Genomic DNA, 25,939 nt, shown 5'->3' with positions numbered 1-25,939 from the left:
AGCCGACGAACCGGGCGGCGCCGGGGACGCCGGGGACTGCCCGGCTCAGGTCGGGGAACGCGGGCTCGAACGTGGGCGCCCGGAGGGGCGCCCAGGAACGCGGATCACCACGGGATGCTCTGATTTTCCCAGCGCGTGTACGTGCCTGACGGATCGTTCGGCCCGAACTTCGCTACACGCACGACCTCCCGGGATCCTTCCTCCAGCGTCGCGGAGCCCTGATGGTTGTTCAAAGCCGTGCTGGTGAACTCGGGCGAAACAAGGTTCACCTTGATGTCGTCTTCGCCGTGTTCGACCATCATGGACAAGGCCATGATGCTGAGTGCGGCCTTCGAGCCGGCATAGCCGGGGCTGAACATCTTCCGCTCCGGAAGCGAAGGATCAGAGTTGAGCGTCAGTGAACCCGCGCCACTTCCGACATTCACGATGCGGGCATCGGAAGAAAGACGCAGTAGCGGAAGCATGGCTTGGTAGACGGCCAGCGGCCCGAACACGTTGGTTTCCCAGATCGTCCGCATCTCTCCCAAAGAAATATTGCTGGCGGCGTAATGCGCCATGTAGTCTTCCAGCGCTACCTCGTTCCTGGTGGCCCGCGAGATCGCCGCGTTGTTCACCAAGAGATCGAGTCGGCCAAACTCCGAGCGGATGCGCTCGGCGGCATTGTCGATCGAGGGCTGACTGGTCACGTCGAGCTGTACCGGCATCGACCGCTCTCCGATCTCCTCCGCCGCGGCCTTCCCTTTCCCGAAGTCGCGTGCGCCGACGAGGACGGTTACGCCGTCCGCCGCCAGCTCCTTCGCCACCTGGAATCCCACGCCCTGATTGGCGCCCGTGATCAATGCGATGCGCTTGTGTGCCATCGGGTGACTCCTCTACGCACGTTTCGCGAGACAAGCGGATAGCTGGCCACGCTCTACCGGAACTTCCCCGGGCGCCGGGAGCTACTGGAGACGCTGTTCACCGACGAGGTCGACGGTCTCTGCGTGGCGGCCACTGCTGGAGGGGGTGAGTCGCCCGTCGCCGCACTCACGGTCTGGCTGCACCGGTTCGCGGCGTTCCTGTCCAGCAAGCACCGCCTCGCCGCGGAACTCCTCAAGCACACCGACGTCTCCGACCCCGTCTTCGGCGGCCGCGACCGCGTACTGGATGCCGGCCGTCCCTTGTTGGCGGCTGCGCAGGCGGCGCACCAAGTGCGCGCCGACCTGTCGATCGAGCAGGTTCTCGACCTGGTCCTCGCCGTCGCCACGATCAACGGGGAGGACGAGTACATCGGGCCGATTCTGGACACCGCGCTCGACGGCCTCCGGTCTCCCGGCACCGGCGGAGCGTGATCAGCGGGCCGGTACGGCCGCGCGACAGTACGCGGTCTTCACGTCGCGATGCTCCGGCGCCCCGTTGCGCTTACCAGCCTGGAAGTACGCCGTCGCGGACGGACCGGGTGCGGGGACCGTATCCGAGATCCGGGTCAGCGCCGGTCGCGCTTCGCCTGCCGTATGAACGGCGACCAAGCCGCCGGACGGAACGTCAGTACCGGCCCCTCGGGGCGCTTCGAGTCGCGGACGGGGACGGTGCCGTCGAGATTGTCCGCAACCTCGACGCAGTCGTCGTTGTCATTGCCGCTGTAGCTGGACTTGCGCCACGCGGCGGACGTCAGGTCGATCATGCGTACCCCTCGATGGCCTGCTCGATCAGCTTCATGGATGCGTCCGCACTCAACGCGTTGGTATGCAGCCAATCATAGACCCGCTGGAAGCGTGTGACCTGGGCCGTTTCTTCCATGTATGCGCCAACACTGAACCCTTCCGTATAGGCTCCCCGGTCGCCGTTGGGCAAGGTGAGAAGCCACAGGGAGCCTGCGATGGCCGTCGTGTTCTCCGGAAGGATCTGCACATTGATCTGCGGCAGTTCGCACATCTCCCGCAGGCGGGTCAATTGGCCGCGCATCACCGACCGGCCTCCGGTTTCGCGGCGGAGCACGGCCGCGTCCAGGAGGGTCCACATCCACGGTGGCTTCGTCCGCTTCCACACCTCCTGGCGGGCCACGCGGCGTTCGACGTAGCGGTCGATCTCCTCGGGGTCCCCGGCCTGCCCGGCGAGCATCAGTGCGCGCGCGTAGTCGTCGGTCTGGAGGAGCCCAGGCACCACGATCGAGTAACCGTGGATGGCAATGGCTTCGAGCTGCCGGGCCAGATACGCCTGGGCGTAGTCCCGCACCTGGACATTTTCGAGCACCCGCGCCAGGTTGTACAAGTCGTCCTCGAAGCCGAGGACCTGGTCGAAGCGGGAGGCCAGGCTCGGGTTCGGCGGGTCGCTGCCGAGTTCGACCTTGGCCACGCGGACACGCGAGACGAACACCTTCGCGGCGAGGACCTGCTGGGTCCACTTCCGCTTCTCGCGCTCGCGGCGGATCTTGTGGCCCAGATAGGCGGCCACGGAGTAGGTGGGGTCCAGTTGCCGGGGTGCGGGCATGGGCTGTGTTCCTTCGGTCGCTCGCACATTGTTACTCCTGGTGAGCGTATCCGTACTGAGTGATGCTCGTCGCTGAGAACGGAGAATCAGCACCATTCACAGGGGCCCTGATGTACGAGCGAGTTGAGCACCTTCCTCCCGACGACCTTCCCGAGTTCCCCGCACTGCGACCGCCGCGCGCCACTGAGGGGTGCACGACGTGTGACCGTCACGCGCGGGAGCACGAAGTGGCGGAGCGGGCCGGGGACGCGAGTCGGGCCGTGGACGTGCGGGTGTTGTGGCGGGCCCACTGCGCACGGGAGCGCGCCACGCATGGCGAGGGGGCGAGGTGAGGCCCGGGGTGCCGGTGTACGACACGACGCGGCAGCAGCCCGCGCTCGTCGTGCGCATCGACGGGGCGTGGCTCACGCTGGTGCGGCCCGGCCGGCGCACCTGGCGTACCCACGTGTCCGCTGTGCGCGTCGCCACCGAGCGGGAGCGGCGGGCGTTGCGGGCCGTGCGGAAGTTGGTGGTGTCCCAGCGTGCCCGGGAGTTGAGCGCGCGGTTGCGCGAGGTAAACCGGCGGAGTTGGTACGGGAATTGGGGCTGAGGCGTGCCAATACACCGAGCGATCAGCTGCTCACGCTTGCTACCGTCAGGTTCACGACAGTCACCTGACGCTCAGGAGCCCGCCGTGCGACTCGCCCGCCCCGTCCACCCGTTGGCCGCCGCCACCGCTGCCGCCGTGTTCCTGCTCGCCGGGTGTGGGGGAGGGGGTGGCGGCTCCAAGGACGACAAGATCGACGGGGCGGGGGGCTCGGCGGACAAGTCCGCGAGCCCGAGCAAGAGCGATGCCCCCGCCGAGGGCGACGCTGCGGACTTTCGCACCTCCGACATCGAGCTACCCGACGACGTGAAACTCGTCTTCGACTGGAAGCAGCCCTCCGATGAGGAGAAGGCCGCCGCGTTGGATGGGGCGGCGGACTACCTGCGAGTGGTCAGGCGAGGAATGGTGAAGGACGACCCCGATGATCCCGTTCTCGCTGAACACACCGTGCCCCTTCAGACTGCTGCCGAGTATGCGACTCACATGAGGAAGCAGCATGCGGAGAAGAATTACACGGTGACGGGCTCGGAGCGCTTGTACAAGGAGCAGGTCGGTGAACCCGTCGACGGCAAACTCGTCGAGGTTGCCTTCTGCTCTGATCAGTCGGAGATTTTCAGTAAGGAGATCAAGACTGGCAAGGTCATCCGGAACAGTGCCACGGATGACAAGAACTTCGTCCGCTTCAGTGTGGTAATGCAAAAATCCTCGTCGGGTGGCGAATCATGGAAAGCGAGGAGTGTCGAGGTCACTGAGAAGGCGGTGAAGCAATGCGGAAAATAGCAGGCAGGGCCGGCGTGCTGACGGCTGCTGCCGTGGTGGCGCTCGGCCTGGAAGTGCCCGATGCGCATGCCGGCTTCGACGTGGACCAAGGGGCCAGTAAAGAGGGCAAGAGCTACGGTGCCAACGCGGGAGTCGTGCAATACTCAGGCTCTGGTTCCACGGAAGGTTCTGGCGGGGGCGGGAATCTGTCCGTGCCGGCGGGGAGCAACTGGTCACCGCCACCGTGCTGGTACGCCCCCGCCTACACCCCCGAGGAGTTGAAGGCGAAGGTTGAGGACTCTCCCTACTCGTTGACGGGACGGACTCCGAACAACGGTCGCCTGAAGCAGGACACCGACCGTGACATCCGGCACATGTACTCCGAGGGAAAGTACAAGGACTTCAATCTGGAGAAGCAGGGGGAGGGGAGTTTTTGGGCGGCGGTGCCTAATCCGAATGAGCCGGATGCGGCGAAGGCGCAGTCGTGTACGGAGTTGCCGTTCTGGGTGAAGAACGGTGAGCAGCCGGACGTGGAGAACGCGATCAGTCCGAAGATTCTGTCCGCTCTGGCGTACGAGCGGATCCAGGTTCCGGACACTGAGGTGGAGCTCAATCCGAAGGATCGGCAGACGGTGAATCTGCCGACGTGGGTGTGGCTGGACAAGGGCACGTACAGGCCGTTGTCGGTGACGGCGTCCGTCGATCTGGGTGGGGGCGTGAAGATTTCGGCGACGACGACGGTGAAGCCGGAGTCGTTGGCGCTCTCCGCGGGGACGGAGGACGCGAGGCTGCATCCGGGCTCGGGGGAGTGCCCGGTGGGTGAGGACGGTGGGATCGGGAGCCCGTACGAGAAGGGTTCGGGGAAGAAGACGCCGCCGTGCGGGGTGACGTATCTGCGGGCGACGCAGGACGGGGGCGGTTACCCGTTGAAGGCGACGCTCACGTGGGACGCCTCGTGGGAGGGCACCGGCGGGGCCGGTGACGACGAGCTGCCGGACGGCCGGTTCGGCGGCACCCGGAACGTCACCGTCCAGGAGATCCAGTCCGTCAACTGACGGTGAGGGGACGGCCCGCGGCCGGTTCCGCCGCCGACCGGGAGCCCGGCCCCCGAGCCGGCTGAGCGCTCAGTTCGGGGAGCCGTCCCACGGGGTCCAGTCGAGGGCCTCGCGCCAGCCGGGCTTCTCGAACGCCCACGCCTGGAGGACGCCTGCCACCGGCTGCGGGCGCAGCATCTCCGGTTGGGCGGGTACGTGGGCCTGGAAGTGGTGTTCGGGGCCGCCCTCGCGGTATTCGACCTGGTAGCTGAAGTCGTCGTTGAGGTGGACCTGCATGTAGTGGTGGCCCGCGGGTTCCTTCCCGAGCCGCTCGACGACGACGAACCGGAACCGCAGGTTCATGTCGGCGAGCAGGTCGTGGAGTTGGTCCTCGGAGGGGTCGTCCCAGGTCGTGCCGTCCCACTCGATGGCCCGTAGCGCCGGCGCCGCAGCCGGGGCCGGCACCGGCTGCGGCGCCGTAGCCGGTTGCGGCTGGGGCTGGGGTGGCGGTGGCGGCGCGGGTGTCGTCATGGGGGTGAGCCTAGCGACGGTTCAGGGGGTGTCCTGCGGGGTGTGGCGGGTGGGGGCCAGGTCCGGCCCGGGCGCCGCGCAGGCGGCGGTGCCGCCGGGCAGGCGGTGCCGGTTCGCGGCGACGAGGCGGTAGAGGCCGGCCGCCGCCCACCGAAGCGGCGGCAGTGTCAGCGAGGCGCCCACCACAGGCCAGGCGCCGCCCGCGCTCAGCAGGGCTTTGGCGACAGCCTGTGCGCCCCCGTGGACCGCGCCCGTCGGTGTCACCCACAGCACCTCGTAGCCGGCGCGCTCGCGCGTGACGCCGAGGGCCGTGAGGTCCGCGTACTGCCACGGCACCGTCGCGCAGCGCGGCCGGACGAGCCGCTCTGCAAGGCGCACCGCCGTGGTGCAGAAGCCGCAGTCTCCGTCGTAGAGCAGTACGGGTCGGGTCGGCATGTCCTCGATTGTCGCTCCGCACGGGGGTCCGCGCTGACAGACTCGGATCATGAAGGTGTACATCAGTGCGGACATGGAGGGCGTCACGGGCCTGGTCGGCGCCGACGACGTGCAGATGGGCGGCCGGGACTACGCGCGTGGGCGCGTGATGATGACGGAGGACGTCAACGCGGCCATCAGGGGTGCCCTGGCCGGCGGTGCGGGCGAGGTCGTCGTCAACGACACGCACAGCACGATGCGGAACCTGCTCGTGGAAGACCTGCATCCGGCGGCCTCCCTGGTACGCGGCAAGCCGAAGCCGATGGGGATGCTCCAGGACCTGGACGCCTCGTTCGACGCCGTCGTGTGCGTCGGCTACCACGCGCGGGCGGGCTCGCTGGGAGTGCTCAGCCACAGCTACATGGGGCACGAGATCGAGGACATGTGGCTCGACGACGCACACGCGATGGGCGAGATCGGCTTCTCGTACGCGACAGCCACCGCGATCGGCGTGCCCGTGGTGGCGCTCTCGGGCTGCGACGTGGCGTGCGAGGAGGTGAAGGAGTGGGACGCGCACGTGCGCACGGCGCCGGTGAAGTACGCCCGCGACCGCTTCGCCGCCCGGCTGCGCCCCGCTCAGGAAGCGCGGGCCGCCATCGAGGAGGCGACCGCTGAGGGGCTGCGCGACGCCGCCTCCCGTACGCGCAGGGTGCCCGACACGACGGAGCACGCTCTCGCGGTGCGCTGGCAGTCGGCCTCCGTTGCACAGCAGTTGGAGGGCGTACCCGGGGTGACGCGGACGGATGACCGTACGGTCCTGGTGCGGGGCGAGCTGCCCGGACTCTTCCGGCTCTTCGGGGTCTTCCAGCAGGTGGCGGCCTCCCTCACGGGGCAGGCGCCGTACTGCTGAACGGTCGCCCGGTTTCCCGAGCCGTCAGCCCCTGGAGTCAGTCCGCTCGGATCAGTCCGCTCGGATCAGTCCCTTCGGATCACTCCCTTCGGATCACTCCCCTCGGATCAGTCCCCCTCGGAGCGGAACGGGATGGTCAGCCAGGGGCTCTCCGGCTCCGTGGTGAGCAGGCGGTGCCCGGTCAGCGTCTCCTCGTAGAAGGGGCCGAACTCCTCGTCGTCGAAGTGGAGGCAGCGGCCGAGCGCGTACCCCGCGGAGAAGTCCTCCCACGAGCGGTACGCGGCGGTGCTCACGCGCCCCGCGCGCAGCACGGCCTCCTCCGCCTCGGCCAGGGTGCAAAAGCGTGCGCCCAGCCCGAAGCGGGCCATGTTGGAGGCGCGGCCGTAGTCCCAGGCGGCCACCGAGCGGACGAACCGACCCTCGGGCAGCAACCCGTCGGCGCGGAAGCGCGCCTCGTACCTGGTGATGCGCCCGATGAGCCGTTTGACGCCCGCGACCTGCGCCTCCATCTCCTCCTCCGACGGGCCCTCCGTACGGGTGACGCCCTCCGGGGTGAGCTCGACGCGGGCGGTGGACACCCTGCTGCGCAGCACCCGTTCGGTGGCCTGCCGCCAGTGACCGGTCTCCACATGGCCGCCGAAGTCCTGCGCCAGACTGTGCCGCACCCCCAGCGCGAACTCCCACACCGGGCTGCTCATCTCCGCCGTGAGCAGGTCCTCCTGGTGGCGCTGCCACGTCTCCCGCGTCGTGACGCCCCACCAGCGGTCCAGGAGGCGCCGTTCGTCGGTGTAGCCGTGACCGTGACCGAGAGCGTTCCAGTACCTGCCATTCTTCACCGACATCAGCGCCCCGCACGCCAGTCCGCGCGCGACCGCGCCGGTGCGCGGTCCGCCGACCCACAAGGTGCGCAGCGTCTCGTGCGCAGGGGTGCACGCGTGCGTGACGTTGTCCGCGTGGCGCTGCCACAGTGCGCGGAAACCCGGCCCCGACGGAAAATACGCCTCACAGGGCGAGCCCGGGTTGACCGCCAGCCACGGAGGGTCGGTCGCCTCCCAGCCCCGCGCGAACCACCCCAGGCTCTGCGAGAAGAAGACGGGGTTGTCGATCGGGGCCGGAAGCATGGCCTCCGTGTAGACGGGGGTGCACCAGGCCCGGATCTCGGGACGCCACACCGGGGTGATGGCGACCCGCCCCGGATTCGCCTCCAGCCAGCCGCGCGGAGCCGCGTGGTACAGCGGCTCGCCGGCCAGCACGTCCAGGTAGGCGGCCCAGTCATGCCGCGACTTCGCCTCGTACAGCCGCCGTTCGACGTCGCTGGGGATCTCCCGCCACGCCGCCGCCCGAGTCCCCGGGTGGTCCGGGGACTCGGGGTGGGTGGTCGCCGCCCCAGCGGCCCCTCCGCCGCCCCCGGCTTTGGTCACATCCGGTCCTGCGACCTCCCCGGCCGCCCCCCGCTTCCACATCAGATGACCTCGCAACCTCGCAGTCGTGTCCGCTTCGCCGCTTCCCGCGTGCGTTTCGCCGTCGTACGTCGATGTCGTGCCCCGACGCCGTGCCTCGCGCCATCGGGCTGTCAGAACAGCCGGCTGCAGAGGGGGACGACGTAGACGAGCGCCAGGAAGGCGACGACCGCCCCGATGACGATCCGCTTCCTGGCGGCTGCCGCACGCTGGGCGTCCGCCGGCCCGGGCGGCGGCGCCCACCCGGCCCCCGGATGCGCCCCGTACGGATTGGACGGCGGGGTCGGCAGACGCGGAGACCGCAGGGCCATGGGGCGGTGTCCTCCGTAGGGGGCGGCGAGGAGGTCGGGACTGCCAAGCATTCTGACCCTCTGTGACGCTCAGGTCAACGCACGGTCAGTCAAGATCGTGCCGGATGCAGCGCGGCGGTCCGCAGGGTACTCACTGAGCTCTTTCCAACCTCCCGTCAGGCTGGAAAGAGCTCTCTGCACACGAATCAACGACTCAGGACACGCGATCCCGCGCTTCCGCCTCCGTTATGAAGCTATCCAGCCGCGACCTTGCTCCGACTAGCTTATGAATGCAGCTGTCCACGATGTCGCGCTGCTTGCGGAGCATTGCTGTTGCCTGGGATTCTTTTTGATGAGGCATTTTCTTGCAATGCTGCTTGATCTCGCCTATTTCCCGAGTCGAAAGGCCCACAGACAAGAGCGCTTGAATCAAGTGCACTTGAGCGACATCCGCCGAATCATAGAGGCGATGCCCGCCAGGACCTCGACGCACCTCAAGCAGCCCTGTCTCGCCGTAGTAGCGCAAGGAGCGCACGCTGGCGCCCGTGAGCTCCGAGAGCCTTCCGATACGCATCCCGACCTCCGTGTGGCCTACATCACATATTTCATGCTTGAACCTCACATCATGTGAGATTCTAGGCTATTTTACATGACTGCTAAAAAGCTGGACGGCGCCGAACTCCACTCCAGAATCGTCGAGACGCGCTACGGGCGGGTAGCGCTCTTCGACACCGATCCGAACGGTCGAGCCTCAGCAGTTCCGCTCTTGTTCGTCCACGGAAACTCCGTCTCGCGGAAGGTGTTTCGAGCGCAGCTCACAGACGACGCTATGCAGCGACGTATGCTGGCGGCGGACCTTCTTGGCCATGGCGACTCAGACAACGCGTCCGAACCCTCCCTCGCCTATACCCACCATGGATATGCGGACACCCTCATCGAGGTGCTGAATTCTCTAGGTATCGAACGCGTCATTGTCGTTGGCTGGTCCCTGGGCGGATACGTTGGATATGAACTCGTGCACAAGTTTCCGGGGGCGGTGGCGCTCGTCACGACGGGAACGCCTCCGGTAAACGATCAGACCCTCTTCCAGGGATTCCTCGATAACCCCACGTTCGAATATATCGGCCAGGAGGCGTTGAGCCCCGAGCAGGCAACGGAAATGGCCGAACAGTCCACGTTCGTCCCTGCGTCAGCCACAGTTCGCGCAGACGTGAGCAGGGCGGACGGGCGTGCACGCAAGCGAATGTTCGAATCTGTATTGGCTGGCGATGGCGTAGACAAGAGGCAACTTGCGCTTACGCCTCCGGTTCCGCTTGCGATGATTGACGGTGCCGACGATCCGTTCGTCAACCAGCAGTACATGGACTCTCTGCCGTTCACCTCACTCTGGCGCTCGGGCGTGGTCCGTATTTCCGGTGCCCATCACGCCGCCTTCACCGAGGAGCCCGCTCGCTTCAACGAGTTGGTGCGTGCGTTCTTGTCCGATCACGAGCTCTGAGTAGCAATTTCAGATCCCCAGGTGCGGTCGTAACCTCCGTCCTGCCATGTCAGGGATAGAGGGCCGCAATCTGCCCCATCGAAGGTCGGAACTTGCTTCCAGGAATCAAGTTCCGATCTTCTTGTTGATTCGAGTTGCCCGCGAACCTCCGCAATGATTCAGGCACGGCCAACGGCACAAGAATTTCCGTCCTTCCTTGACACGTCCGCAGCGGCCTCAGAAGCACACAGAGCACTGAAACCCGGCGCGGTGATCATCATCTCCACAGGCAACGGTATTCTGTGTACTCAGGTACCCTCCATCCTCGCTGAGGATGGAGGCCTTAGTGTCAACTCTTCGCGTTACTTCGTCGGCATTGGCCGCATCGCCCTTCTCCCACGCACGCTGGAATCCTGAAATTGGGTCGCGCCGTTCGTGTGGAGATGGTTGTGTAGCTCCATGTGGCACGGCCGTGGCATAATCCTCCCATGGTGATGCCGAATGATGACCTTCAATTGCTCGCCCTGACCCGACGGTACGTCATTCCCGGGCGCCCCTACATGAAATTTCAAGGGTGGAATCTCCGCCAGATGTCGGACGTGGCACAGTCGGAGTTCGGGGAGAGGCTGGGAAAGACAGCCCAGGATGTCGAAGATGAAGGGCTGGCACGCCTCTTGTCCGGGGACTGGCGAGCGAAGATAACGGCATCCTGGATGATTGCGATGAGCTCGCGCGACTGGTTCGAAGGGCTGCTGGGGCGTCTTCTTCTGAATGGCCGGGACGGACGGGCTGCTTTGGGGTACGTGCTCGCGCTGACTTCATTTGGTCGAGCACAAGGTGTCCAGTGCCTTCGCGACTACGTACGCCGAGGTGCCGAGTCGAATGAACGGGGTGCCTCCTATGAGTGGGCGATCGCGGGCTGGAAGTACCGCCAGAACAGTCGGACCACTCCGAGCCGGGAGGGTTCGTCGTTCATCCTGCCGGAAGACGGCTGGATGGACTCGCTTCCATCGCCCCCCGAAGCTGAACTGATCTCTTTCCTGTGCGGCTTCGTGGACAGATTCGGTGAGAAGTCAGTACGCGCGGATTCACGGTTTGATCCACAGGAAACCTTTGCCCCTCTTTCCGAGTGCTCGATGCCGGGTGGTGAGACTTGGGGGATCGTTCCGGACGAAGGCGCCCGGATGGAGTTGGACCGGCGATTCACCTCACATCCCGGTGTGACACGTGAACTGCGTGCCGCTGTTCCCTTGGCGGTTGCCGCGGATGGGGATTTCTGCACGGCTCTGTATGGGTTGAATCCTGCGGCAGGCGCGGGGCGTTGGGTGGTGTCAAAATTCGGAGGCGGCATCATGTTCGAGGTATTCGCGGGGTTTGACTCCGCAGTCGCGCGCATGAGTGAACTGTCCCACGGCTAGGGAGTATCAGCCGGGCCGGTGCCATGGTCCGCCGTTTATGCTTATCTCTGCACCTGCTACGGTTCCGCGGAGAGTGACCTCGCCCTCCGGGTAGGGATAGGAGACGCCAGGAACGCGGAAATATCCGACGTCGTCTGTGTTCGGAATCCGGAGTACGACACCGGGGCCATTGCCCATCCGGCTGCACTCGAGCGCCATGTCCTCGTAGTCAGTTGTCCACGAGGTGAAGACGCTGTCGGTCTCACCGTCTCCCCCGACATGCCGCTGGACGTCTTCGTGGCCGCCACGAGGCTCAGCTCTGCCTTGAAGTGCGTTGTCGTACATCTTGCGCCAGTCAGGATCATGTTCGGACGCGTGACTTACGCCTCTGTAGAGAAACGGCTCTTCGGCAGGATCCCAGGACCCGCCGTTCGGACACGCTTCCGGTGCTAGTCCAAGTGGGTCTATTCGAGAATTCGGGTTGCCGACATACGCCACCGGATTCGGCGCGGGGGCCAGCCCCAGTGGGTCTGGGGTTATGTAGCGGGCGGTGGTGGGGTCGTAGTGGCGGAAATAGTTGTAGTGGAGGGCGGTTTCGGGGTCGAAGTACTGGCCGGGGAAGCGGAGGGGGGTGTAGGCGGTGGCGTCGGTGTTCCAGGTGGTGGTGCCCCAGAGGGTCTGGTGGGTGTGCCAGGCCGTTTCGCCGGAGTCGGTGACCAGGGCTGTGGGGGTGCCGATGAGGTCGGTGACGATGGCGAAGAAGCGGGTGTCGATCTCCCGTTGGGACAGCGGGTCCGTGATCCGTTCGGTCTGGGAGACCGGGTGGAGTCCCTGGTGGTTCCAGGTGAGGGTGACCGGGTGGGGGGTGGGGCCCGTGGTGGTCTGTTCGACGAGGGTGGGGCCGTCCCAGGTGAAGTCCACCCGTTCCGTGGGGGAGTGCTTGGTCACGCGGCGGCCCAGTGGGTCGTAGGCGTAGTGCCACCGGGTGCCGTCCGGGGTGGTGACCCGGGTCAGGCGGTCCTCGGCGTCCCAGGTGTAGTGCCAGGTGTCGGGCCGCCGGGAGAGGTTCTTCTTGTGGCGGAGCACGACGCGGCCCGCCGCGTCGTGCTCGTAGCGCAGGCGGCCCGCCGTGCGGATGCGGGTGCCGGTGTAGGTGCGGGCGCCTTGGGCCCCGGGAGTGGCGTGGGCTGGGGGCCAGGTGGCCGCGGTCTGGTTGCCCGCCTCGTCGTAGGCGTAGGTTTCCTGCCAGTCGCGGGCGGTCACGCGGGTGACCCGTCCGCTCGTGTCGAGGGTGAAGTGGCTGGTGCCGTCGCGGGAGTCGTCGACGGCTGTCAGGTGGCCGTCGGGGCGGTAGGTGTAGGAGCGGTTCCAGAGGGTGTCCGCCGCGGGGCCGGTCAGGGACTGTTCCGTCAGCCGGCCGGCCGGGTCCCAGGACCAGGCCAGGGAGGCGCGCCCGTTGATGTCCCGGCGCCGCTCGCGGCCCGCCGCGTCGTACGTCGAGGCCAGCGTGTGGCCGTCCACCGTGAGTGCCGTGCGGTGGCCTGCCGCGTCGTACGTGTAGCGGGTGACCGAGCCCGTGGGGGTCGTGCGCCGCAGTGGACGGCCCGCGGGGTCGTACGCGTATGTGAGGGCCTGCCCGCCCACGACTTCCGTCTTCATCCGCCCTGCCCGGTCGTACTGGCGCAGCAGTTCGGTGTCCGGGTTGCGGGCGTGGGTGAGGCGGCCCGCCGAGTCGTAGGCGTAGGTCGTGACGGTGCCCGCCGCGTCCTTGGCGGTCAGGCGGCCGAGGGTGTCGCGTTCGTAGGTGATCAGATCGCCCAGCGGGGTGCTGCGGCTTGTCAGTTGGCCCGCCGGGTCGAGCGTGTAGCGCCGGGTGCGGTCGTCGAAGTCGGTCTCGGCGACGAGGCGGTCGGCGCCGTCGTAGTCGTAGGTCCAGGTCAGGCCCTGGGGGTTGGTCACCTGGCGCAGCCGCAGGCGGGTGTCGTGGGTGAAGGTGTAGCGGATGCCGTCGGGGCCTGTGCGGGCCGCGAGCAGGTCGAAGTGGGTGTACTCGTAGACCGTCTCGCCGCCCGCGGCGTCGAGGTGCCGGGTGCAGTTGCCCTCGCCGTCCCACTCCCAGCGTTCCGTGGCGCCGTCGGGTGCGGTGCGGCGGGACAGGCGGCCCTCGACGGTCCATGCCAGGTGTGTCGTGTCGCCGAGGGGGCCTACGACGGCTGTCGGGCGGCCGAAGGCGTCGCGGCGGTAGGTCGTCAGGGCGCCGAGCGGGTCGGTGATCTCGACCGGCAGGCCTGCCGCGTCGCAGCGGATCCGGGTGGTCTGCCCCGACGCGTCGGTCACGGAGGTCGGGCGGCCGAGGGCGTCGTAGGTGTAGCGGGTCGTCGCGCCTGTCGGGTCGGTGGTGGCGGTGCGGTTTCCGCGCGTGTCGTACGCGTGCCGCCACACCGCACCGTCCGGCTCGGTCACCTCGACGGGGAGCCCGAGGGCGTTGTGGGAGAGCGTGAGCGCGCTGCCGTCGGGGCGGACGGCGCGGACGACGTGGCCCGCGTCGTCCCGCTCCAGCCGGGTCGTACGGGCGAGCGGGTCGGTCCGTGACAGCACGCGGTGGTGCGCGTCCCGTGCGACGCGGGTGGTGGCGCCGGTGGGGTCGGTGACGGCGACGACCTGGTTGCGGGGGTTCACCAGGTAGTAGGTGCGGTGACCGAGGGAGTTGGTCACCTTCGTCACGCGGTGGCCGGTCGCCGGGCCGGGCGGGCTGTGGTCGAATGCGGCGTGCATGTGGCCTTCGACGCCGGACTGCCACACGCAGCGGTCCTGTGCGTCGTAGGCGTACGCGTAGTGCGAGTCGTTGGTGTCCGTCCAGGAGACGATCCGTGCGGCCTCGTCGTACCCGAAGCGCAACGCGTCACCGGTTGAACCGGTGACCTCGGCGAGGTTGCCCCGCGGGTCGTAGCCGAAGCGGACGAGCTCCTGGTCGCCGCCGCCCGGCGCCGCGCCGCGCAGGTGCAGCGCGGTCACCCGGCGCCGCGCCGGGTCCGTCTCGACACGCAGGTGGTAGCCGCCGGAGTGGACGAGGGCGAGAGGGGTGCCCTCCTCGTCGTACTCGAACGTGACGCGGTTGCCGTTGCGGTCCGACATCTCCGCCAGCAGGGCGACACCCGCCCGGTCGGCGAGGTCGGCCGCAGGTGCGAAGAAGCGGGTCAGCCCCGTGTCGGGGTCGTGCAGGGCGAAGTCGCCGTCAGCGCGCAGCTCCAGGGGCCACTGCGGTCCCTTCTCCGGGAGCATCGGAGCGCCGCCGGGCTCCGGGTGCGCATAGGCCACCAGGAGGCTGTTCTCGCCGTGCAGGACCACGCCCCGCTCGTCGGCCTCCAGCCGCTGGTCGACGGTGCTGGACCAGGTGGGGCCGAACCAGCGGCCCGCGCGGTAGGACGACTCGAAGTGGCGGCGGAAGGCCAGCGGCAGCACGCCGGGCAGAACCACGTCGGTCTGCGGCAACAGCATCCGGCCTGTGGCGAAGTCGACCGGGTCCTCGCCGCTGGGCCGGTCACCGTCCGGACGGCTGGCGTTGTCCGGCTCGCTCTCCAGCGACTCCCGGCCCGGGTGGTCGGGCTCGTGGCTCGTCTTGGGCGGGTGGGTGGGCTGGGGTGGGTGCGCCGCCGGGTGGGGCGGGTGCGCGGGCCGCGGCGGGTGCGCGGGTTCGGCCGCGCGGCTGAGGCGGGACGCCTTGGCGGCCGTGCCCGCGGCCCTGCCGCCACCCCCGGTGAGGGCGTCGAGCGCCACGCCTCCGAAGAACTCCTCCGGGTCGTCCAGGAAGCTGCGGTAGGCCTGCTTCAGGGCGCTGTCCGGGTGCGCCGCGAGGTTCTTCATCCCGGCGGCCGTGCTGTTGAGGTTGGTGGCGTAGTCGTCCGGGTTGAGCAGGTTGTGGCCGTTGATCGGGCTCATGCCCTTGCTGACGTTGAGCATGTCGGTGCCCGCGCCGAGGAAGCCGCCCGCCCGGTGCTCCATCGCCAGCAGCCCGCCCTTGAAGCCGCTGCGGGCCTGGTTGAGGTAGGAGGGCTTGGGCGGGGCCGCGTCACGGGCGGCGCGCATCAGCGTGTTGGCGGCACGCGCCGCCTCGTCCCGCTGCCGGCGCGCTTCCCTCAGCTTCTCGCGCGCCTCGTCCATCTTCGCCTCGCCGGGGTCCTTGGCGGGAGGTTTGTCCGGCAGGGATCCGGGGACGCGGTCCTTCTTCGGCGTGTCCTTGTACGCCTTGAGGGCGTCTTCGTAGAACGAGACCTTCGCGGTGTGCGCCGAGGAGGCGGCCTTGCCCTCGTTGTACAGCTTGATGGCGCGCCTGGCCTCGCCCTGTGCCCAGCGCACGGTCCCGGCGAAGTCGTTGAGGGCGTTCTCGGCCTTCTCGCAGGCGTCGGCTGCCGTGAACCACCTGGCGGGCTGCACCTCGACCGTGCTGCGGAAGGCGTCGGCGGCCTTTCCCCGCAGGTGGTCGGAGTCCAGGCCGCGCAGACCTCGGCCGACCCGGTCGAACGCCGTGTGGAAGTCGCGCAGATGGTCGGCCGTGGACTCCAGCGTGGAGGGCGAGCCGTGGACGAGCTTGTTCGCCTCCTCGGTCTCGCCCAGCTCCCGTTCGTGGACGTCTCCGCCGGTCTGGTTGGTGACGGCGTCGCCCGCGTCGCGGACGAAACGGGCGCCCGGCTTCCAGCCCCACTTGTCCAGCTGGTCGGCCAGCAGGTCGGACCCCGTGCCGACCGCCTCGCCGCCCGCCTCGACGACGCTCTCGACCTTGTTCTTGACCGGGTCGGGTACGAAGTCGTTGTAGGCGTCCTTCCCCGCGTCGGTGGCCGCGTTGACCAGGTCCCCGAGCCCCATCAGCCGGCCCCGCCGTCCGCGCCGGCCCCGCCGTCCGCGCCGGCCCCGCCGTCCGCGCCGGCCCCGCCGTCCGCACCGGCCCCGCCGTCCGCGCCGGGCTTGCCGTCCACCCGGCCCGTGGTCATGTCCAGGAAGCCGGCCGAATCGAGGCCGTCCTCCGACGCGTACGGGTTGCCCATCGGGTTCACCGCGTTCACGGCGCCCTTGATCTTCACCGAGCGGTAGCGGTCCTCCTCCCAGGTCATCCCGGCGGCCAGGCCCAGCCCCTCCGCGATGGCGTCGGCGTCGGACATGAGGCCGCGCACGCCCCACTCCCACTGTTCGCAGAAGCCCTCGAACGATTCGGAGAGCGCGTCGTCCCCGACCTCCATCTTGGTGAGCTTCATCTCCTCGAACCCGCTGCCCTGCGCGGCGTCCACATCGGTACCCACCTCGCGCAGCTCGTCCAGCGCGCCCCTGATGCCCTTGGTCAGTTGGGTGACCGTCGCCTCGGGTACCTGGAGATCGCCCCGGTAGGCGAGCCACGCCCGCAGCTTGTCCCCCGGCATGGGCGGACCACCGCTCTCACTCATACCTCGGCCCCTCCCCTGGCCCGACCAGCCGACTCGACCGGTCCCGGCCGAACACCGTACCTGTGAGCGACTGTTCGACCGCAAGGGGTACAGGGCGCCGCCAGGACTAATTGGTTCAGACCTATTGCCCTGCCCGCACCGGGCTCGTAGCCTCACGGCTCACGTGCAGGTTGTGCAGTGCGAAACAGTCGTTGCGTAGGGTGCAATACCAGTGCTGGGGGTCTCGCCGTGAAAGCCGAAGCCGACAAGTGCGTCAAGGGCATCAGAGGCATCAAAGGCATCAAGCGTGTCAAGAGCGTCAGGGCCGCCGGAGTCTCGCTCCTGGCCATGGGACTGGCCGCGGGACTCGCGGGGTGCGCGCCCTCCACCTCCTCGGGCAGCGGTGGACAGGACGACAAGAGCGGCACCGTGCGGGTGTGGCTCTTCCGCGAGGTCGGCAACGAACCCAAGGAGAAGGTCGTCGACAAGGTCGCCGGCCGGTTCGAGAAGCAGCACGACGGCGTCGAGGTCGACGTCCAGTACATCCCCATCGACAGCCGGGCCGAGAAGATCAAGGGGGCGTTCAACGACCCCGACTCCGCCCCCGACGTCATCGAGTACGGCAACACCGACACCGCAGGATACGTGGCCGACGGGGGACTGGCCGACCTCAGCGACGAGTTCGGCTCCTGGGACGCCGCCCGCGATCTGGACCCCACCGCCAAGAAGTCCGTCACCGTCGAGGGCAAGCAGTACGGGCTGCCGCTCTTCGTCGGCGTCAGGGCCCTCTACTACCGCACCGACGTCTTCGACGCACTCAACCTGGAGCCACCCAGGACGCTGGACGCACTCGCCACCACGGCGAAGAAGATCCGCGCCGCGCACAAGGACATGTACGGCATCGCGGTCGGCGGCGCCTACACCTACGGCGCGATGCCGTTCATCTGGGCGCACGGCGGCGAGCTGGCGCGGGAGAAGGGTGGCTCGTTCACCTCCGCGCTCGACGCCGCGCCCGCCAAGAAGGGCATCAAGGCCTACACCTCCCTCTTCGGCGACGACAACTGCCCCGCGGGCAAGTGCGCCAAGATGGGCGGCAACGAGACAGTCGAGGCCTTCGCGGGCGGCAAGGCGGGCATGGCCATCGGCGGTGACTTCAACCGCCAGGCCATGGAGAACGGCAAGGTCCAAGGGAAGTACGGGGTCGTCCCGCTGCCCGGCGTCGAGAAGGGCGACATCGCCCCCGCGTTCGCGGGCGGCAACAACATCGGCGTCCTCAAGAGCACGGACCACCGCACCCTCGCGGTACAGCTGGCCCAGCAACTGGCGGGCAAGCGTACCCAGGAGCAGCTCTTCGAGGCGATGGGCTTCCTGCCGACCTTCAGCGACACCCGCCGAAAGGTCGCCGAGCGCGAGCCGTTCGTCAAACCGTTCGTGCGCACGCTCGACGCCGGGACCGAGTTCGTGCCGGCGAGCCCCGCCTGGGGCACGATCGACTCCTCACTGATCCTGCCCGAGATGTTCCAGCGGATCGTCAGCGGCAAGGACGACGTGGACGGCGCCGCCGCCGGCGCCGCGGAGAAGATGGACGAGGCGTTCGCCGAGTGAGCGTCGCCACCGACGGGGCGAAGTCCCGCCCCCGCCGCACGCCGGGCCGCGCGGACGCGGGCGGTCCCCCGAGGGCCCGTCCCACCCGGCCCGCCCGCTCGGGGCGTCCCGCCGGCGCCCGGCGCGGCGGCTGGACGCCCTGGCTCTACCTCGCGCCGGCCCTGGTCGTCCTGGCGGGGCTGCTGGTCTACCCCGTCTACCAGCTCGGGCTCATCTCGTTCCTCGACTACACCCAGGCGCAGGTCAGCGGCGGGGAGCCCACGAGCTTCCAGGGGTTCGGCAACTACGCCGAACTGCTGAGCGACCCGCAGTTCTGGAACGTCCTGCTGGCGACCGTCGTCTTCGCCGCCGCCTGCGTGCTGGGCACCATGACCGTCGGGTGCGCGCTCGCGGTCCTGCTGACGCGCGTACGGGCGCTGCCACGGCTGCTGCTGATGCTCGCCGCACTCGGCGCCTGGGCCACCCCCGCCATCACCGGATCCACCGTGTGGGTGTTCCTCTTCGACCCGGACTTCGGCCCCGTCAACCGTGTGCTGGGACTGGGCGACTTCGCCTGGACGTACGGACGTCTCAGCGCGTTCGCCCTCGTCTTCTTCGAGGTCGTGTGGTGCTCGTTCCCCCTGGTGATGGTGACGACGTACGCCGGAATCCGCGCCGTACCCACCGAGGTGGTCGAGGCCGCCACCCTCGACGGGGCGAGCGTGTGGCGCACCTGGCGCAGCGTGCTGGCGCCCCTGCTGCGGCCGATCCTGATCGTGGTGACCATCCAGTCGATCATCTGGGACTTCAAGGTGTTCACCCAGATCTACGTGATGACCGGCGGTGGCGGCATCGCGAAACAGAACCTCGTTTTGAACGTCTACGCCTACCAGAAGGCCTTCGCGTCCTCCCAGTACAGCCTCGGCTCCGCGATCGGCGTCGTCATGCTGCTCATCCTGCTGTCGGTCACGCTGCTCTACCTGAAACTGCTGCGCAGAAACGGGGAGGAGATATGAGCGCCCCCGCCCCCGCCAACGCCTCCGACCCCGCGAACACCCCCGCCCCCGCGAACACCCCCGCCCCCGCCAACGCCCCTTCCCACGCCAAGGCCGCTGCTCACGCCAACGCGCCCGCCCGCCGCATCCGCCTCCGGATACGGAAACCCTGGCGACTGGCGGCCGAATGCGCCGCCGTGCTCATCGCACTCCTCGTCGCCTTCCCGCTCTACTGGATGGTCCTCTCCGCGTTCAAACCAGCCGGCGAGATCCGCTCGGACCGGCCCGTTCCCTGGACGCTCACGCCCACGCTCGACTCCTTCCGGCGCGTGTTCGAGCAGCAGGAGTTCGGGCGCTACTTCCTCAACAGCCTGCTGGTGGCGGGCGCCGTCGTCCTCGCCTCGGCGCTCATCGCCTTCCTCGCCGCCACCGCCGTCACCCGCTTCCGGTTCCGGCTGCGCACGACCCTGCTCGTGCTCTTCCTGGCCGCGCAGATGGTGCCGGTCGAGGCGCTGACCATTCCCCTGTTCTTCCTCATGCGGGACGTGGGAGCGCTCAACTCGCTGTTCTCCCTCATCCTGCCGCACCTGGCCTTCTCCCTCCCCTTCGCCATCTGGATGCTGCGCGGCTTCGTCAAGGCCGTCCCCGAGGCGCTGGAGGAACAGGCGTTCATCGACGGCGCGAGCCGGACGCGTTTCCTGTGGCAGATCCTCTTCCCCCTCGTCTTTCCCGGCCTCGTCGCCACGAGCGTCTTCTCCTTCATCTCCACCTGGAACGACTTCCTCTTCGCCAAGTCGTTCATCATCAGCGCCACGGAGAACTCCACCCTGCCCATGGCGCTGCTGGTCTTCTTCGACACCGAGACACCCGACTGGGGCGGGGTGATGGCCGCTTCCACGGTCATGACGCTGCCCGTACTCGTCTTTTTCGTCTGCGTACACCGGCGCCTGGTCTCGGGCCTCGGTGGCGCCGTGAAATAGGAGGACCGAAAATGCCGGGCACTGGCTTGGTTTCACTCGTGCCGCGCGCCCGTCAGGTACAGGAAGCCGACGGGCCGCCCTTCGTCTGGAGCACCGACACGGCACTCGTCGCCGAGCCCGCCGCACACGGCGTCGCGCGATGGCTGCGCGGCCACACCGTGCTGCCGTTCCGCGAAGGGGACGGGGCCGCGGCGGCGAGGGCCGGAACCACCGTCGAACTGCGCGTCGGCGACGGGCTGGACGCCGAGGGCTACCGCCTCGACGTCACCCCCACCCGCGTCCTGATCGAGGGCGGTGACGCCGCCGGGATCTTCTGGGGCGCCCAGACACTCCGCCAACTCCTGCCGCCCGCGGCCTTCCGCCGTGCGGGCCGTCCCGGGCAGGAGTGGCAGGTGCCGCGCTGCCGCATCGAGGACGCGCCACGCTTCGGCTGGCGCGGCATGATGCTCGATGTGGCCCGGCACTTCATGCCCAAGGACGGCGTGCTGCGCCTCCTCGACCTGCTCGCCGCGCACAAGCTCAACGTCTTCCACTTCCACCTCACCGACGACCAGGGCTGGCGCATGGACATCCGCCGCTATCCCCAGCTCACCGGGGCGGGCGCCTGGCGGCCCCGCACCCGCGTCGGACACCGCGCCTCCCCGCTGTGGGACGAACGCCGCCACGGCGGCTACTACACCCAGGACGACCTGCGCGAGATCGTCGCCTACGCGGCGGAACGCCACATCACGGTCGTCCCCGAGATCGAACTCCCGGGCCACTCCCAGGCGGCCATCGCCGCCTACCCCGACCTGGGCAGCACGGACGTCGTCGACACCGCCGCGCTCGGCGTGTGGACCGACTGGGGCGTCAGCCCCCACCTCCTCGCCCCCACGGACGACGTGCTGCGCTTCTACGAACACGTACTCGACGAAGTCCTCGACGTCTTCCCCTCCCCCTACATCCACATCGGCGGCGACGAGACCCCCAAGGAGGAGTGGCGGGCCTCGGCCGTCGCGCAGGCCCGCATCGCCCAGGAGGGCCTGCGCGACGAGGACGCGCTCCAGGCCTGGATGGTGCGCCACTTCGACCGGTGGCTCGCCGCACGCGGGCGGCGGCTCGTCGGCTGGGACGAGATCCTCGACGGCGGAACCCTCCAGGGGCCCGGCCTCACCCCCGGCGCCGTCGTCTCCTCCTGGCGGGGCACCGACGGCGGCGCCGCGGCCGCCGAGGCCGGACACGATGTGGTGATGTGCCCCGAGCACGAGCTGTACCTCGACAGGCGGCAGGCGCCCGGGCCCGACGAGCCCGTGCCGCTGGGACGCGTCGCCACCCTGCGCGACGTGTACGCGTTCTCCCCCGTGCCTGACCGGCTCGCCGCTGCGGGGCGCGGCGAGCGGGTGCTGGGCATACAGGCCAACATGTGGACCGAGTGCGCGGAGAGTACGCAGCGCGTCGACTATCAGGTCTTCCCACGGCTCGCCGCGCTCGCGGAGGTCGCGTGGAGCGGATCCGGCGGCTCCTACGACGACTTCGTCGAGAGGCTCGTGGGGGCGCACCTCCCGCGTCTGGACGCCGCCGGCGTCGAGTACCGCCCCCTGGACGGACCCCGCCCCTGGCAGCAGCGGCCCGGCATCCCCGGCCGCCCCCTCGACTGACCCCCGGCTGGCCTGACCTCCGGCTCGACTGACCTCCGGTTGGCCCGAAAACCCGTCCCTTTTTACGGGTTTACGGGTTTACGGGGCTTCATTCCGCTGGTTGTGCCCGTACCGCCGAGGCCGCTTCCGTCCGTGACCGGGATCCGTGGTTGCGGACGGAGCGGGGTGGAAAGGGAGAAGAAGGAGAAGTGGGCTCCTACCGCGCGAAAGGGCCCATTGCTGGCCCTCGTGTCGGCCACGGGCCGAGATATGCCAGAGTTGCCTCGTCCGGGCTGTGAGCACGTACCGTACGGCAGTGCAGCCGGGAAGCCCGGTAGGTCGGGGAAGGGGCAGCAGGTTGAGCACGCACGTACGGCATGCACCAGGCGGCGGCCGGGCCGCGCAGGCTGTGCCCCCTGTCATGCTGCCGACCACCCTGGACGAGGCCGTCTCGGCGCTGTCGACGGTCCCCGCCGCCGTCCCCGTCGCGGGTGGCACGGATCTGATGTGCGAGGTCAACTCGGGGCAGCTGCGCCCGGCCGCGCTCGTCGGACTCGGCCGGATCAGCGAGATCCGCGGCTGGTCGTACCAGGACGGGCACGCGGTGCTCGGCGCCGGCCTCACCCACGCCCGGATGGGCCGCCCCGACTTCGCCGCGCTGATCCCGGCGCTGGCCGCGGCCGCACGCGCCGCGGGGCCGCCGCAGATCCGGAACGCGGGAACGCTGGGCGGCAACATCGTCAGCGCGTCCCCCACCGGCGACGCGCTGCCCGTGCTGGCGGCCCTGGAGGCGACGCTGTCCATCGCGGGCCCCGAGGGCGCCCGCCGCGAACTGCCGGTCAGTCACCTGCTGGCGGGGATGGAGATGCTCCAGCCCAGCGAGGTCGTCGGCTACGTGAAGGTGCCGCTGCTGCACGCCCCGCAGACGTTCCTGAAGGCCACCAGCCGCACCGGGCCGAGCCGCGCGCTGGCCTCCGTCGCCGTCGTGCTCGACCCGATGCGCCGCAACGTGCGATGCGCCGTGGGCGCCGTGGCGCCGATGCCGCTGCGCCCGCTGGAGGCGGAGAGCTGGATCGCCTCGCTCATCGACTGGGACGGCCGCCGTGCTCTGGCTCCCGAGGCGTTGAACGCCTTCGGGGAGTACGTGGCGATGGCCTGTATCCCCGACCCGCCACCGGAGGAGGGGGAGGAAGGGGCCGCGGGCGCGGTGCCCCAGCTTCCGCCCGCCGCGCTGCACTTGCGGCGTACGGTGGCGACACTGGCCCGCCGTGGACTCGGGAGGGCTCTCGCATGAGCGGTACACCACAGGACAACGGGAACGGGGGCGCGGGACCGCACGCGGGTGCGGACCCGCACGGACGACACGTGAACGCGCACACGGACGCAGACGAGGGCGGCAACGGCACCGGCGCCTGGGGCGAGGAACCGTATGTGACACAGGGCGGAAACGCCCCGTACGACCCGTACGGAGCGCAGCCAGCCGATCCGGCGTACGGGCAGCACGTGCCGCGCAGTTGGGGCGGCGGCGAGTACGACGCCGACGCGACCGCGTTCGTACAGCTGCCGCCCGGCGGTTTCCAGGACGACGTGCCGCTGGCCGCTCCCGGCACGGGCCAGGGCGGCTACACCCCGCCCGCCATCGACCCGTCCCAGGCCTCGGCCGACGCGGCGGCGGGTGGCGCCGCCGGTGTGCCGCTGCCGCCCGCGGTCGGCACCGACCCCGCCGCCGCGGGGCACTGGGTGCTGCCGTTCGCCGGGCCCGAGTCCGGCTACCAGGGCGAGGTGCCCGGGCAACAGGGCGCCGGCCAGCAGGGAGCGGGCCAGCACGGCGCCGGGCACGAGTCCGTGTTCGGCGGCGAGCCCGCGTACGGCGGCGAGAGCCAGGCCGAGAGCCACGGCCAAGGGCACGTCCCGGGCGGCTCAGCGGCCGCCGCGCTCGCCGGTTCGCACGAGGCCCGTACCGGCCGCCGCCCGCTCGGAACGGGCGTCGTCCGCGAGGAGAGAGCACAGGACACCGCCGCGGCGAGCGGTCCCGCCGACCCCTCCCCCCTCCCGCCTCCGTCGGCCTCAGCCGCTCCACCCGCCTCGCCCCCGCCGGCCGAGGCCGCTGCCGCGGACCTGGGTGCCGGGCAGCGCTCGTGGGTTCCCTCGTCGCCCGCGCCTGCCCCGCACTGGGGCGAGCCGGGCCCGGGGCCCATGCCGTCCCAGGAGCCCGCCGGTCCGACCGGCGCCGCCGGAACCGCTGTTCCCGGCTTGCCGCGGGAGGGCGAGCAGGAGCCCGTGCGCCCGGCGTCGCACTACGCGTTTCCGAGCGCCCCGTCGAGCGAGCGGGGCGCGTCCCCGGCCCCCGGCGTGCCGGAAGGCAGCGCACCGGGTCACCCCGGCGGGAATGGCTCCGCGCCCGGCGCCGTGCCCGGCCTCTCGCCGACCCTTCCCGCGCAGGCGGGGCCGGGCAGCGCCGAGCCGGCGGCCGGGTCCGACGGACCCGAAGGACCCCCCGCGCAGATCGTCGCGACCGAGCCGCCCGCGCCGCCCGCCGAGCCGGAGAGCCGTACCGACGCGGAGGTGACGCCGCTGGGCGAGGCCGCCCCCGAACAGCAGGCAGCACCCGGGCAGGCGCCTGAACCGGTGGCCGCCCAGGTCGCGCACCCGTCCCCGACCGCCGGTACGGACCCGACCGCCGGTACGGAGGGGCAGGAGTCCGGCGGGAACACCGCCGACGGTGCCGCTCCGCGGACAGACGAAGCCCCTGAGCCCCGCGCGGACGGCGGGGAGAGCGAAGAGTCCGGGGACGTCGGGCGGCTCGGGACCGGTGAGGCGCCGGAGCCAGAAGGCCCGACCATCGCGGCTGAAGCGGCTGAAGCGGCTGAAGCGGCTGAAGCGGCTGAAGCGGCTGGAGCTGCCGAAGCGGCCGCCGAGGCCGAAGGTGCGGAGGGCGTCGGTGACGGCGATGTGGGCGAGGCCGGGGCCGAGGCCGTCGTGGACGCCGTGCCCGAGGCCGTCGAGACGGAGGACGAGCACCCGCACGTCTCCTACGTCCTGCACGTCAACGGCGTGGACCGGCCCGTCGCCAGCGCGTGGATCGGTGAGTCGCTGCTGTACGTGCTGCGCGAGAGGCTGGGCCTGGCCGGGGCCAAGGACGGCTGCGCGCAGGGCGAGTGCGGTGCCTGCTCGGTGCAGGTGGACGGGCGGCTGGTGGCCGCGTGCCTGGTGCCCGCCGCGACGGCGGCGGGCAGCGAGGTGCGGACCGTCGAAGGGCTGTCGGCCGACGGCCGGCCCTCCGACGTGCAGTGCGCGCTCGCCGAGAGCGGTTCCGTGCAGTGCGGTTTCTGCGTGCCTGGGCTCGCGATGACGGTGCACGACCTGCTGGAGGGCAACCACGCGCCGAGCGACCTGGAGACCCGCAAGGCGATCAGCGGCAACCTGTGCCGGTGCTCGGGCTACCGCGGGGTGCTGGACGCGGTCCACACGGTCGTCGAACAGCGTGCGGCCAAGGCGGAGCGCGAGGCAGCCGAGGCCGAGGCGGCGCACGCGGCGACCCGCGAGGGGACCGCGGCGCCGGCCCAGGACCCGCACGGTCAGCACCCGCACAGCGTTTACGGGCAGGAAGCGTTCCCGCAGGGGGCGTACGGGCAGGGTCCGCACGACCAGAGCGCCTACGGTCACCAGCACGGCGACCCGGCCTCCCACCACAACGGCTCCCACCACAACGGCGCGTACGGGCAGGACGCCTGGGAACAGGGCGCGTACGAACACCAGCACGGCTCCTACGAGCAGGGCCCGCACGAGCAAGGCCCCTACGAGCAAGGCCCCTACGAGCAGGGCCCGCCGTACGAGCACGGCACCTACGGTGACGGGGTCCCCCTCGCTCCCGAGCCGGGACAGCAGGGCGGGTACGGGTACGACGCCTACGGCCAACCGCAGGCCACGGGCTACGGGTACGATCCGGCGGCGCAGATCCCGCACCAGAACCGGCACCCCGAACACCCCGGGCACTCCGCGAACGGCGGCGGCGACTCGTGA

At 69.8% G+C, this 25,939-nt stretch carries 23 protein-coding genes; 13 read left to right on the top strand and 10 right to left on the bottom strand.

What is annotated here, in order from left to right; genetic code table 11:
* Positions 1–104: 104 nt before the first annotated feature.
* Positions 105–860 (bottom strand): SDR family NAD(P)-dependent oxidoreductase, encoded by a 756-nt coding sequence (locus tag MMF93_RS12730; protein WP_242751424.1) that lies wholly within the window; start codon positions 858–860, stop codon positions 105–107.
* A 123-nt stretch (positions 861–983) separates the two neighbouring features.
* Here MMF93_RS12730 and MMF93_RS12725 point away from each other — a divergent pair, with 123 nt between their 5' ends.
* Entirely contained in the window at positions 984–1,331 is a 348-nt protein-coding gene (locus tag MMF93_RS12725) for an SbtR family transcriptional regulator (protein WP_242751423.1), read from the top strand.
* A gap of 134 nt (positions 1,332–1,465) precedes the next feature.
* On the opposite strand, the gene MMF93_RS12720 is transcribed toward MMF93_RS12725, so the two are convergent.
* Together MMF93_RS12720 and MMF93_RS12715 are read right to left on the bottom strand one after the other, a co-directional pair.
* Positions 1,466–1,663, bottom strand: a complete 198-nt coding sequence (locus MMF93_RS12720) for a DUF397 domain-containing protein (protein WP_242751422.1) — start codon at positions 1,661–1,663, stop codon at positions 1,466–1,468.
* Positions 1,660–2,469: a helix-turn-helix domain-containing protein gene (locus MMF93_RS12715; protein ID WP_242751421.1), complete on the bottom strand. Its 810-nt coding sequence runs from the start codon at positions 2,467–2,469 to the stop codon at positions 1,660–1,662. The genes MMF93_RS12720 and MMF93_RS12715 overlap by 4 nt, the downstream gene beginning before the upstream one ends.
* 340 nt (positions 2,470–2,809) lie before the next feature.
* On the opposite strand from MMF93_RS12715, the gene MMF93_RS12710 reads away from it, so the two are divergent.
* From MMF93_RS12710 to MMF93_RS12700, 3 genes are all read left to right on the top strand, one after another.
* Positions 2,810–3,058: a hypothetical protein gene (locus tag MMF93_RS12710; protein WP_242751420.1), complete on the top strand. Its 249-nt coding sequence runs from the start codon at positions 2,810–2,812 to the stop codon at positions 3,056–3,058.
* An 84-nt stretch (positions 3,059–3,142) separates the two neighbouring features.
* Entirely contained in the window at positions 3,143–3,835 is a 693-nt protein-coding gene (locus MMF93_RS12705) for a hypothetical protein (RefSeq protein ID WP_242751419.1), read from the top strand.
* Between the two features lie 14 nt (positions 3,836–3,849).
* On the top strand, positions 3,850–4,869 hold the full coding sequence (locus tag MMF93_RS12700) for a hypothetical protein (RefSeq protein WP_242751418.1): 1,020 nt from the start codon (positions 3,850–3,852) through the stop codon (positions 4,867–4,869).
* A gap of 69 nt (positions 4,870–4,938) precedes the next feature.
* Here the strand turns inward: MMF93_RS12700 and MMF93_RS12695 are convergent, their stop codons facing one another.
* Both MMF93_RS12695 and MMF93_RS12690 read right to left on the bottom strand, forming a co-directional pair.
* Positions 4,939–5,379, bottom strand: a complete 441-nt coding sequence (locus tag MMF93_RS12695; protein ID WP_242751417.1) for a hypothetical protein — start codon at positions 5,377–5,379, stop codon at positions 4,939–4,941.
* 21 nt (positions 5,380–5,400) lie between these two features.
* Positions 5,401–5,814 carry a thiol-disulfide oxidoreductase DCC family protein gene (locus MMF93_RS12690; protein WP_242751416.1) on the bottom strand — a complete coding sequence of 138 codons (414 nt, stop codon included), beginning with the start codon at positions 5,812–5,814 and terminating at the stop codon, positions 5,401–5,403.
* Between the two features lie 49 nt (positions 5,815–5,863).
* Here MMF93_RS12690 and MMF93_RS12685 point away from each other — a divergent pair, with 49 nt between their 5' ends.
* Positions 5,864–6,703 (top strand): M55 family metallopeptidase, encoded by an 840-nt coding sequence (locus MMF93_RS12685; RefSeq protein WP_242751415.1) that lies wholly within the window; start codon positions 5,864–5,866, stop codon positions 6,701–6,703.
* Between the two features lie 107 nt (positions 6,704–6,810).
* On the opposite strand, the gene MMF93_RS12680 is transcribed toward MMF93_RS12685, so the two are convergent.
* The 3 genes from MMF93_RS12680 to MMF93_RS12670 all read right to left on the bottom strand — a co-directional run bounded on the left by MMF93_RS12680 (position 6,811) and on the right by MMF93_RS12670 (position 9,027).
* Entirely contained in the window at positions 6,811–8,166 is a 1,356-nt protein-coding gene (locus tag MMF93_RS12680; RefSeq protein ID WP_423835410.1) for a DUF1266 domain-containing protein, read from the bottom strand.
* 110 nt (positions 8,167–8,276) lie between these two features.
* Positions 8,277–8,525 carry a hypothetical protein gene (locus MMF93_RS12675; protein WP_242751413.1) on the bottom strand — a complete coding sequence of 83 codons (249 nt, stop codon included), beginning with the start codon at positions 8,523–8,525 and terminating at the stop codon, positions 8,277–8,279.
* A 142-nt stretch (positions 8,526–8,667) separates the two neighbouring features.
* Positions 8,668–9,027 carry a MerR family transcriptional regulator gene (locus tag MMF93_RS12670; RefSeq protein ID WP_242751412.1) on the bottom strand — a complete coding sequence of 120 codons (360 nt, stop codon included), beginning with the start codon at positions 9,025–9,027 and terminating at the stop codon, positions 8,668–8,670.
* Between the two features lie 75 nt (positions 9,028–9,102).
* Here MMF93_RS12670 and MMF93_RS12665 point away from each other — a divergent pair, with 75 nt between their 5' ends.
* Positions 9,103–9,951, top strand: a complete 849-nt coding sequence (locus MMF93_RS12665) for an alpha/beta fold hydrolase (RefSeq protein WP_242751411.1) — start codon at positions 9,103–9,105, stop codon at positions 9,949–9,951.
* A 467-nt stretch (positions 9,952–10,418) separates the two neighbouring features.
* A complete protein-coding gene (locus MMF93_RS12660) occupies positions 10,419–11,348 on the top strand; it encodes a DUF6000 family protein (protein WP_242751410.1) in 930 nt (309 codons plus the stop codon).
* 6 nt (positions 11,349–11,354) lie between these two features.
* On the opposite strand, the gene MMF93_RS12655 is transcribed toward MMF93_RS12660, so the two are convergent.
* Together MMF93_RS12655 and MMF93_RS12650 are read right to left on the bottom strand one after the other, a co-directional pair.
* Positions 11,355–16,190, bottom strand: a complete 4,836-nt coding sequence (locus MMF93_RS12655) for a putative T7SS-secreted protein (protein WP_242751409.1) — start codon at positions 16,188–16,190, stop codon at positions 11,355–11,357.
* Positions 16,190–16,762 (bottom strand): hypothetical protein, encoded by a 573-nt coding sequence (locus MMF93_RS12650; protein ID WP_242751408.1) that lies wholly within the window; start codon positions 16,760–16,762, stop codon positions 16,190–16,192. The genes MMF93_RS12655 and MMF93_RS12650 overlap by 1 nt, the downstream gene beginning before the upstream one ends.
* A 327-nt stretch (positions 16,763–17,089) precedes the next feature.
* Between MMF93_RS12650 and MMF93_RS12645 the strand changes: the two genes are divergently transcribed.
* The 6 genes from MMF93_RS12645 to MMF93_RS12620 all read left to right on the top strand — a co-directional run bounded on the left by MMF93_RS12645 (position 17,090) and on the right by MMF93_RS12620 (position 25,939).
* Positions 17,090–18,346 carry an extracellular solute-binding protein gene (locus tag MMF93_RS12645; protein WP_242757518.1) on the top strand — a complete coding sequence of 419 codons (1,257 nt, stop codon included), beginning with the start codon at positions 17,090–17,092 and terminating at the stop codon, positions 18,344–18,346.
* Positions 18,343–19,341: a carbohydrate ABC transporter permease gene (locus MMF93_RS12640; protein ID WP_242751407.1), complete on the top strand. Its 999-nt coding sequence runs from the start codon at positions 18,343–18,345 to the stop codon at positions 19,339–19,341. The genes MMF93_RS12645 and MMF93_RS12640 overlap by 4 nt, the downstream gene beginning before the upstream one ends.
* Positions 19,338–20,300 (top strand): carbohydrate ABC transporter permease, encoded by a 963-nt coding sequence (locus MMF93_RS12635; RefSeq protein WP_242751406.1) that lies wholly within the window; start codon positions 19,338–19,340, stop codon positions 20,298–20,300. The genes MMF93_RS12640 and MMF93_RS12635 overlap by 4 nt, the downstream gene beginning before the upstream one ends.
* A gap of 11 nt (positions 20,301–20,311) precedes the next feature.
* Positions 20,312–21,937, top strand: coding sequence for a beta-N-acetylhexosaminidase (locus MMF93_RS12630; RefSeq protein ID WP_242751405.1), 1,626 nt, complete (start codon positions 20,312–20,314; stop codon positions 21,935–21,937).
* Positions 21,938–22,337: 400 nt separating this feature from the next.
* Positions 22,338–23,210, top strand: coding sequence for an FAD binding domain-containing protein (locus MMF93_RS12625; protein WP_114025001.1), 873 nt, complete (start codon positions 22,338–22,340; stop codon positions 23,208–23,210).
* Positions 23,207–25,939 carry a 2Fe-2S iron-sulfur cluster-binding protein gene (locus MMF93_RS12620; protein WP_242751404.1) on the top strand — a complete coding sequence of 911 codons (2,733 nt, stop codon included), beginning with the start codon at positions 23,207–23,209 and terminating at the stop codon, positions 25,937–25,939. The genes MMF93_RS12625 and MMF93_RS12620 overlap by 4 nt, the downstream gene beginning before the upstream one ends.

This window comes from Streptomyces tubbatahanensis (genome assembly GCF_022699385.1).
In the GTDB taxonomy this organism is placed as follows: Bacteria; Actinomycetota; Actinomycetes; order Streptomycetales; family Streptomycetaceae; genus Streptomyces; species Streptomyces diacarni.
The sequence above is the reverse complement of the archived record's forward strand: the minus strand, read 5'-3'. Positions and strand labels throughout refer to the sequence as shown.

What these genes read in the sequence shown, in the direction of transcription:
- MMF93_RS12730 (WP_242751424.1), bottom strand. Translation starts at nt 860, where the DNA reads ATGGCACACAAGCGCATCGCATTGATCACGGGCGCCAATCAGGGCGTG.
- MMF93_RS12690 (WP_242751416.1), bottom strand. Translation starts at nt 5,814, where the DNA reads ATGCCGACCCGACCCGTACTGCTCTACGACGGAGACTGCGGCTTCTGC.
- MMF93_RS12630 (WP_242751405.1), top strand. Translation starts at nt 20,312, where the DNA reads ATGCCGGGCACTGGCTTGGTTTCACTCGTGCCGCGCGCCCGTCAGGTA.
- MMF93_RS12715 (WP_242751421.1), bottom strand. Translation starts at nt 2,469, where the DNA reads ATGCCCGCACCCCGGCAACTGGACCCCACCTACTCCGTGGCCGCCTAT.
- MMF93_RS12625 (WP_114025001.1), top strand. Translation starts at nt 22,338, where the DNA reads ATGCTGCCGACCACCCTGGACGAGGCCGTCTCGGCGCTGTCGACGGTC.
- MMF93_RS12620 (WP_242751404.1), top strand. Translation starts at nt 23,207, where the DNA reads ATGAGCGGTACACCACAGGACAACGGGAACGGGGGCGCGGGACCGCAC.
- MMF93_RS12685 (WP_242751415.1), top strand. Translation starts at nt 5,864, where the DNA reads ATGAAGGTGTACATCAGTGCGGACATGGAGGGCGTCACGGGCCTGGTC.
- MMF93_RS12680 (WP_423835410.1), bottom strand. Translation starts at nt 8,166, where the DNA reads ATGTGGAAGCGGGGGGCGGCCGGGGAGGTCGCAGGACCGGATGTGACC.
- MMF93_RS12650 (WP_242751408.1), bottom strand. Translation starts at nt 16,762, where the DNA reads ATGAGTGAGAGCGGTGGTCCGCCCATGCCGGGGGACAAGCTGCGGGCG.
- MMF93_RS12670 (WP_242751412.1), bottom strand. Translation starts at nt 9,027, where the DNA reads ATGCGTATCGGAAGGCTCTCGGAGCTCACGGGCGCCAGCGTGCGCTCC.
- MMF93_RS12645 (WP_242757518.1), top strand. Translation starts at nt 17,090, where the DNA reads ATGGGACTGGCCGCGGGACTCGCGGGGTGCGCGCCCTCCACCTCCTCG.
- MMF93_RS12660 (WP_242751410.1), top strand. Translation starts at nt 10,419, where the DNA reads ATGGTGATGCCGAATGATGACCTTCAATTGCTCGCCCTGACCCGACGG.
- MMF93_RS12665 (WP_242751411.1), top strand. Translation starts at nt 9,103, where the DNA reads ATGACTGCTAAAAAGCTGGACGGCGCCGAACTCCACTCCAGAATCGTC.
- MMF93_RS12720 (WP_242751422.1), bottom strand. Translation starts at nt 1,663, where the DNA reads ATGATCGACCTGACGTCCGCCGCGTGGCGCAAGTCCAGCTACAGCGGC.
- MMF93_RS12655 (WP_242751409.1), bottom strand. Translation starts at nt 16,190, where the DNA reads ATGGGGCTCGGGGACCTGGTCAACGCGGCCACCGACGCGGGGAAGGAC.
- MMF93_RS12675 (WP_242751413.1), bottom strand. Translation starts at nt 8,525, where the DNA reads ATGCTTGGCAGTCCCGACCTCCTCGCCGCCCCCTACGGAGGACACCGC.
- MMF93_RS12695 (WP_242751417.1), bottom strand. Translation starts at nt 5,379, where the DNA reads ATGACGACACCCGCGCCGCCACCGCCACCCCAGCCCCAGCCGCAACCG.
- MMF93_RS12635 (WP_242751406.1), top strand. Translation starts at nt 19,338, where the DNA reads ATGAGCGCCCCCGCCCCCGCCAACGCCTCCGACCCCGCGAACACCCCC.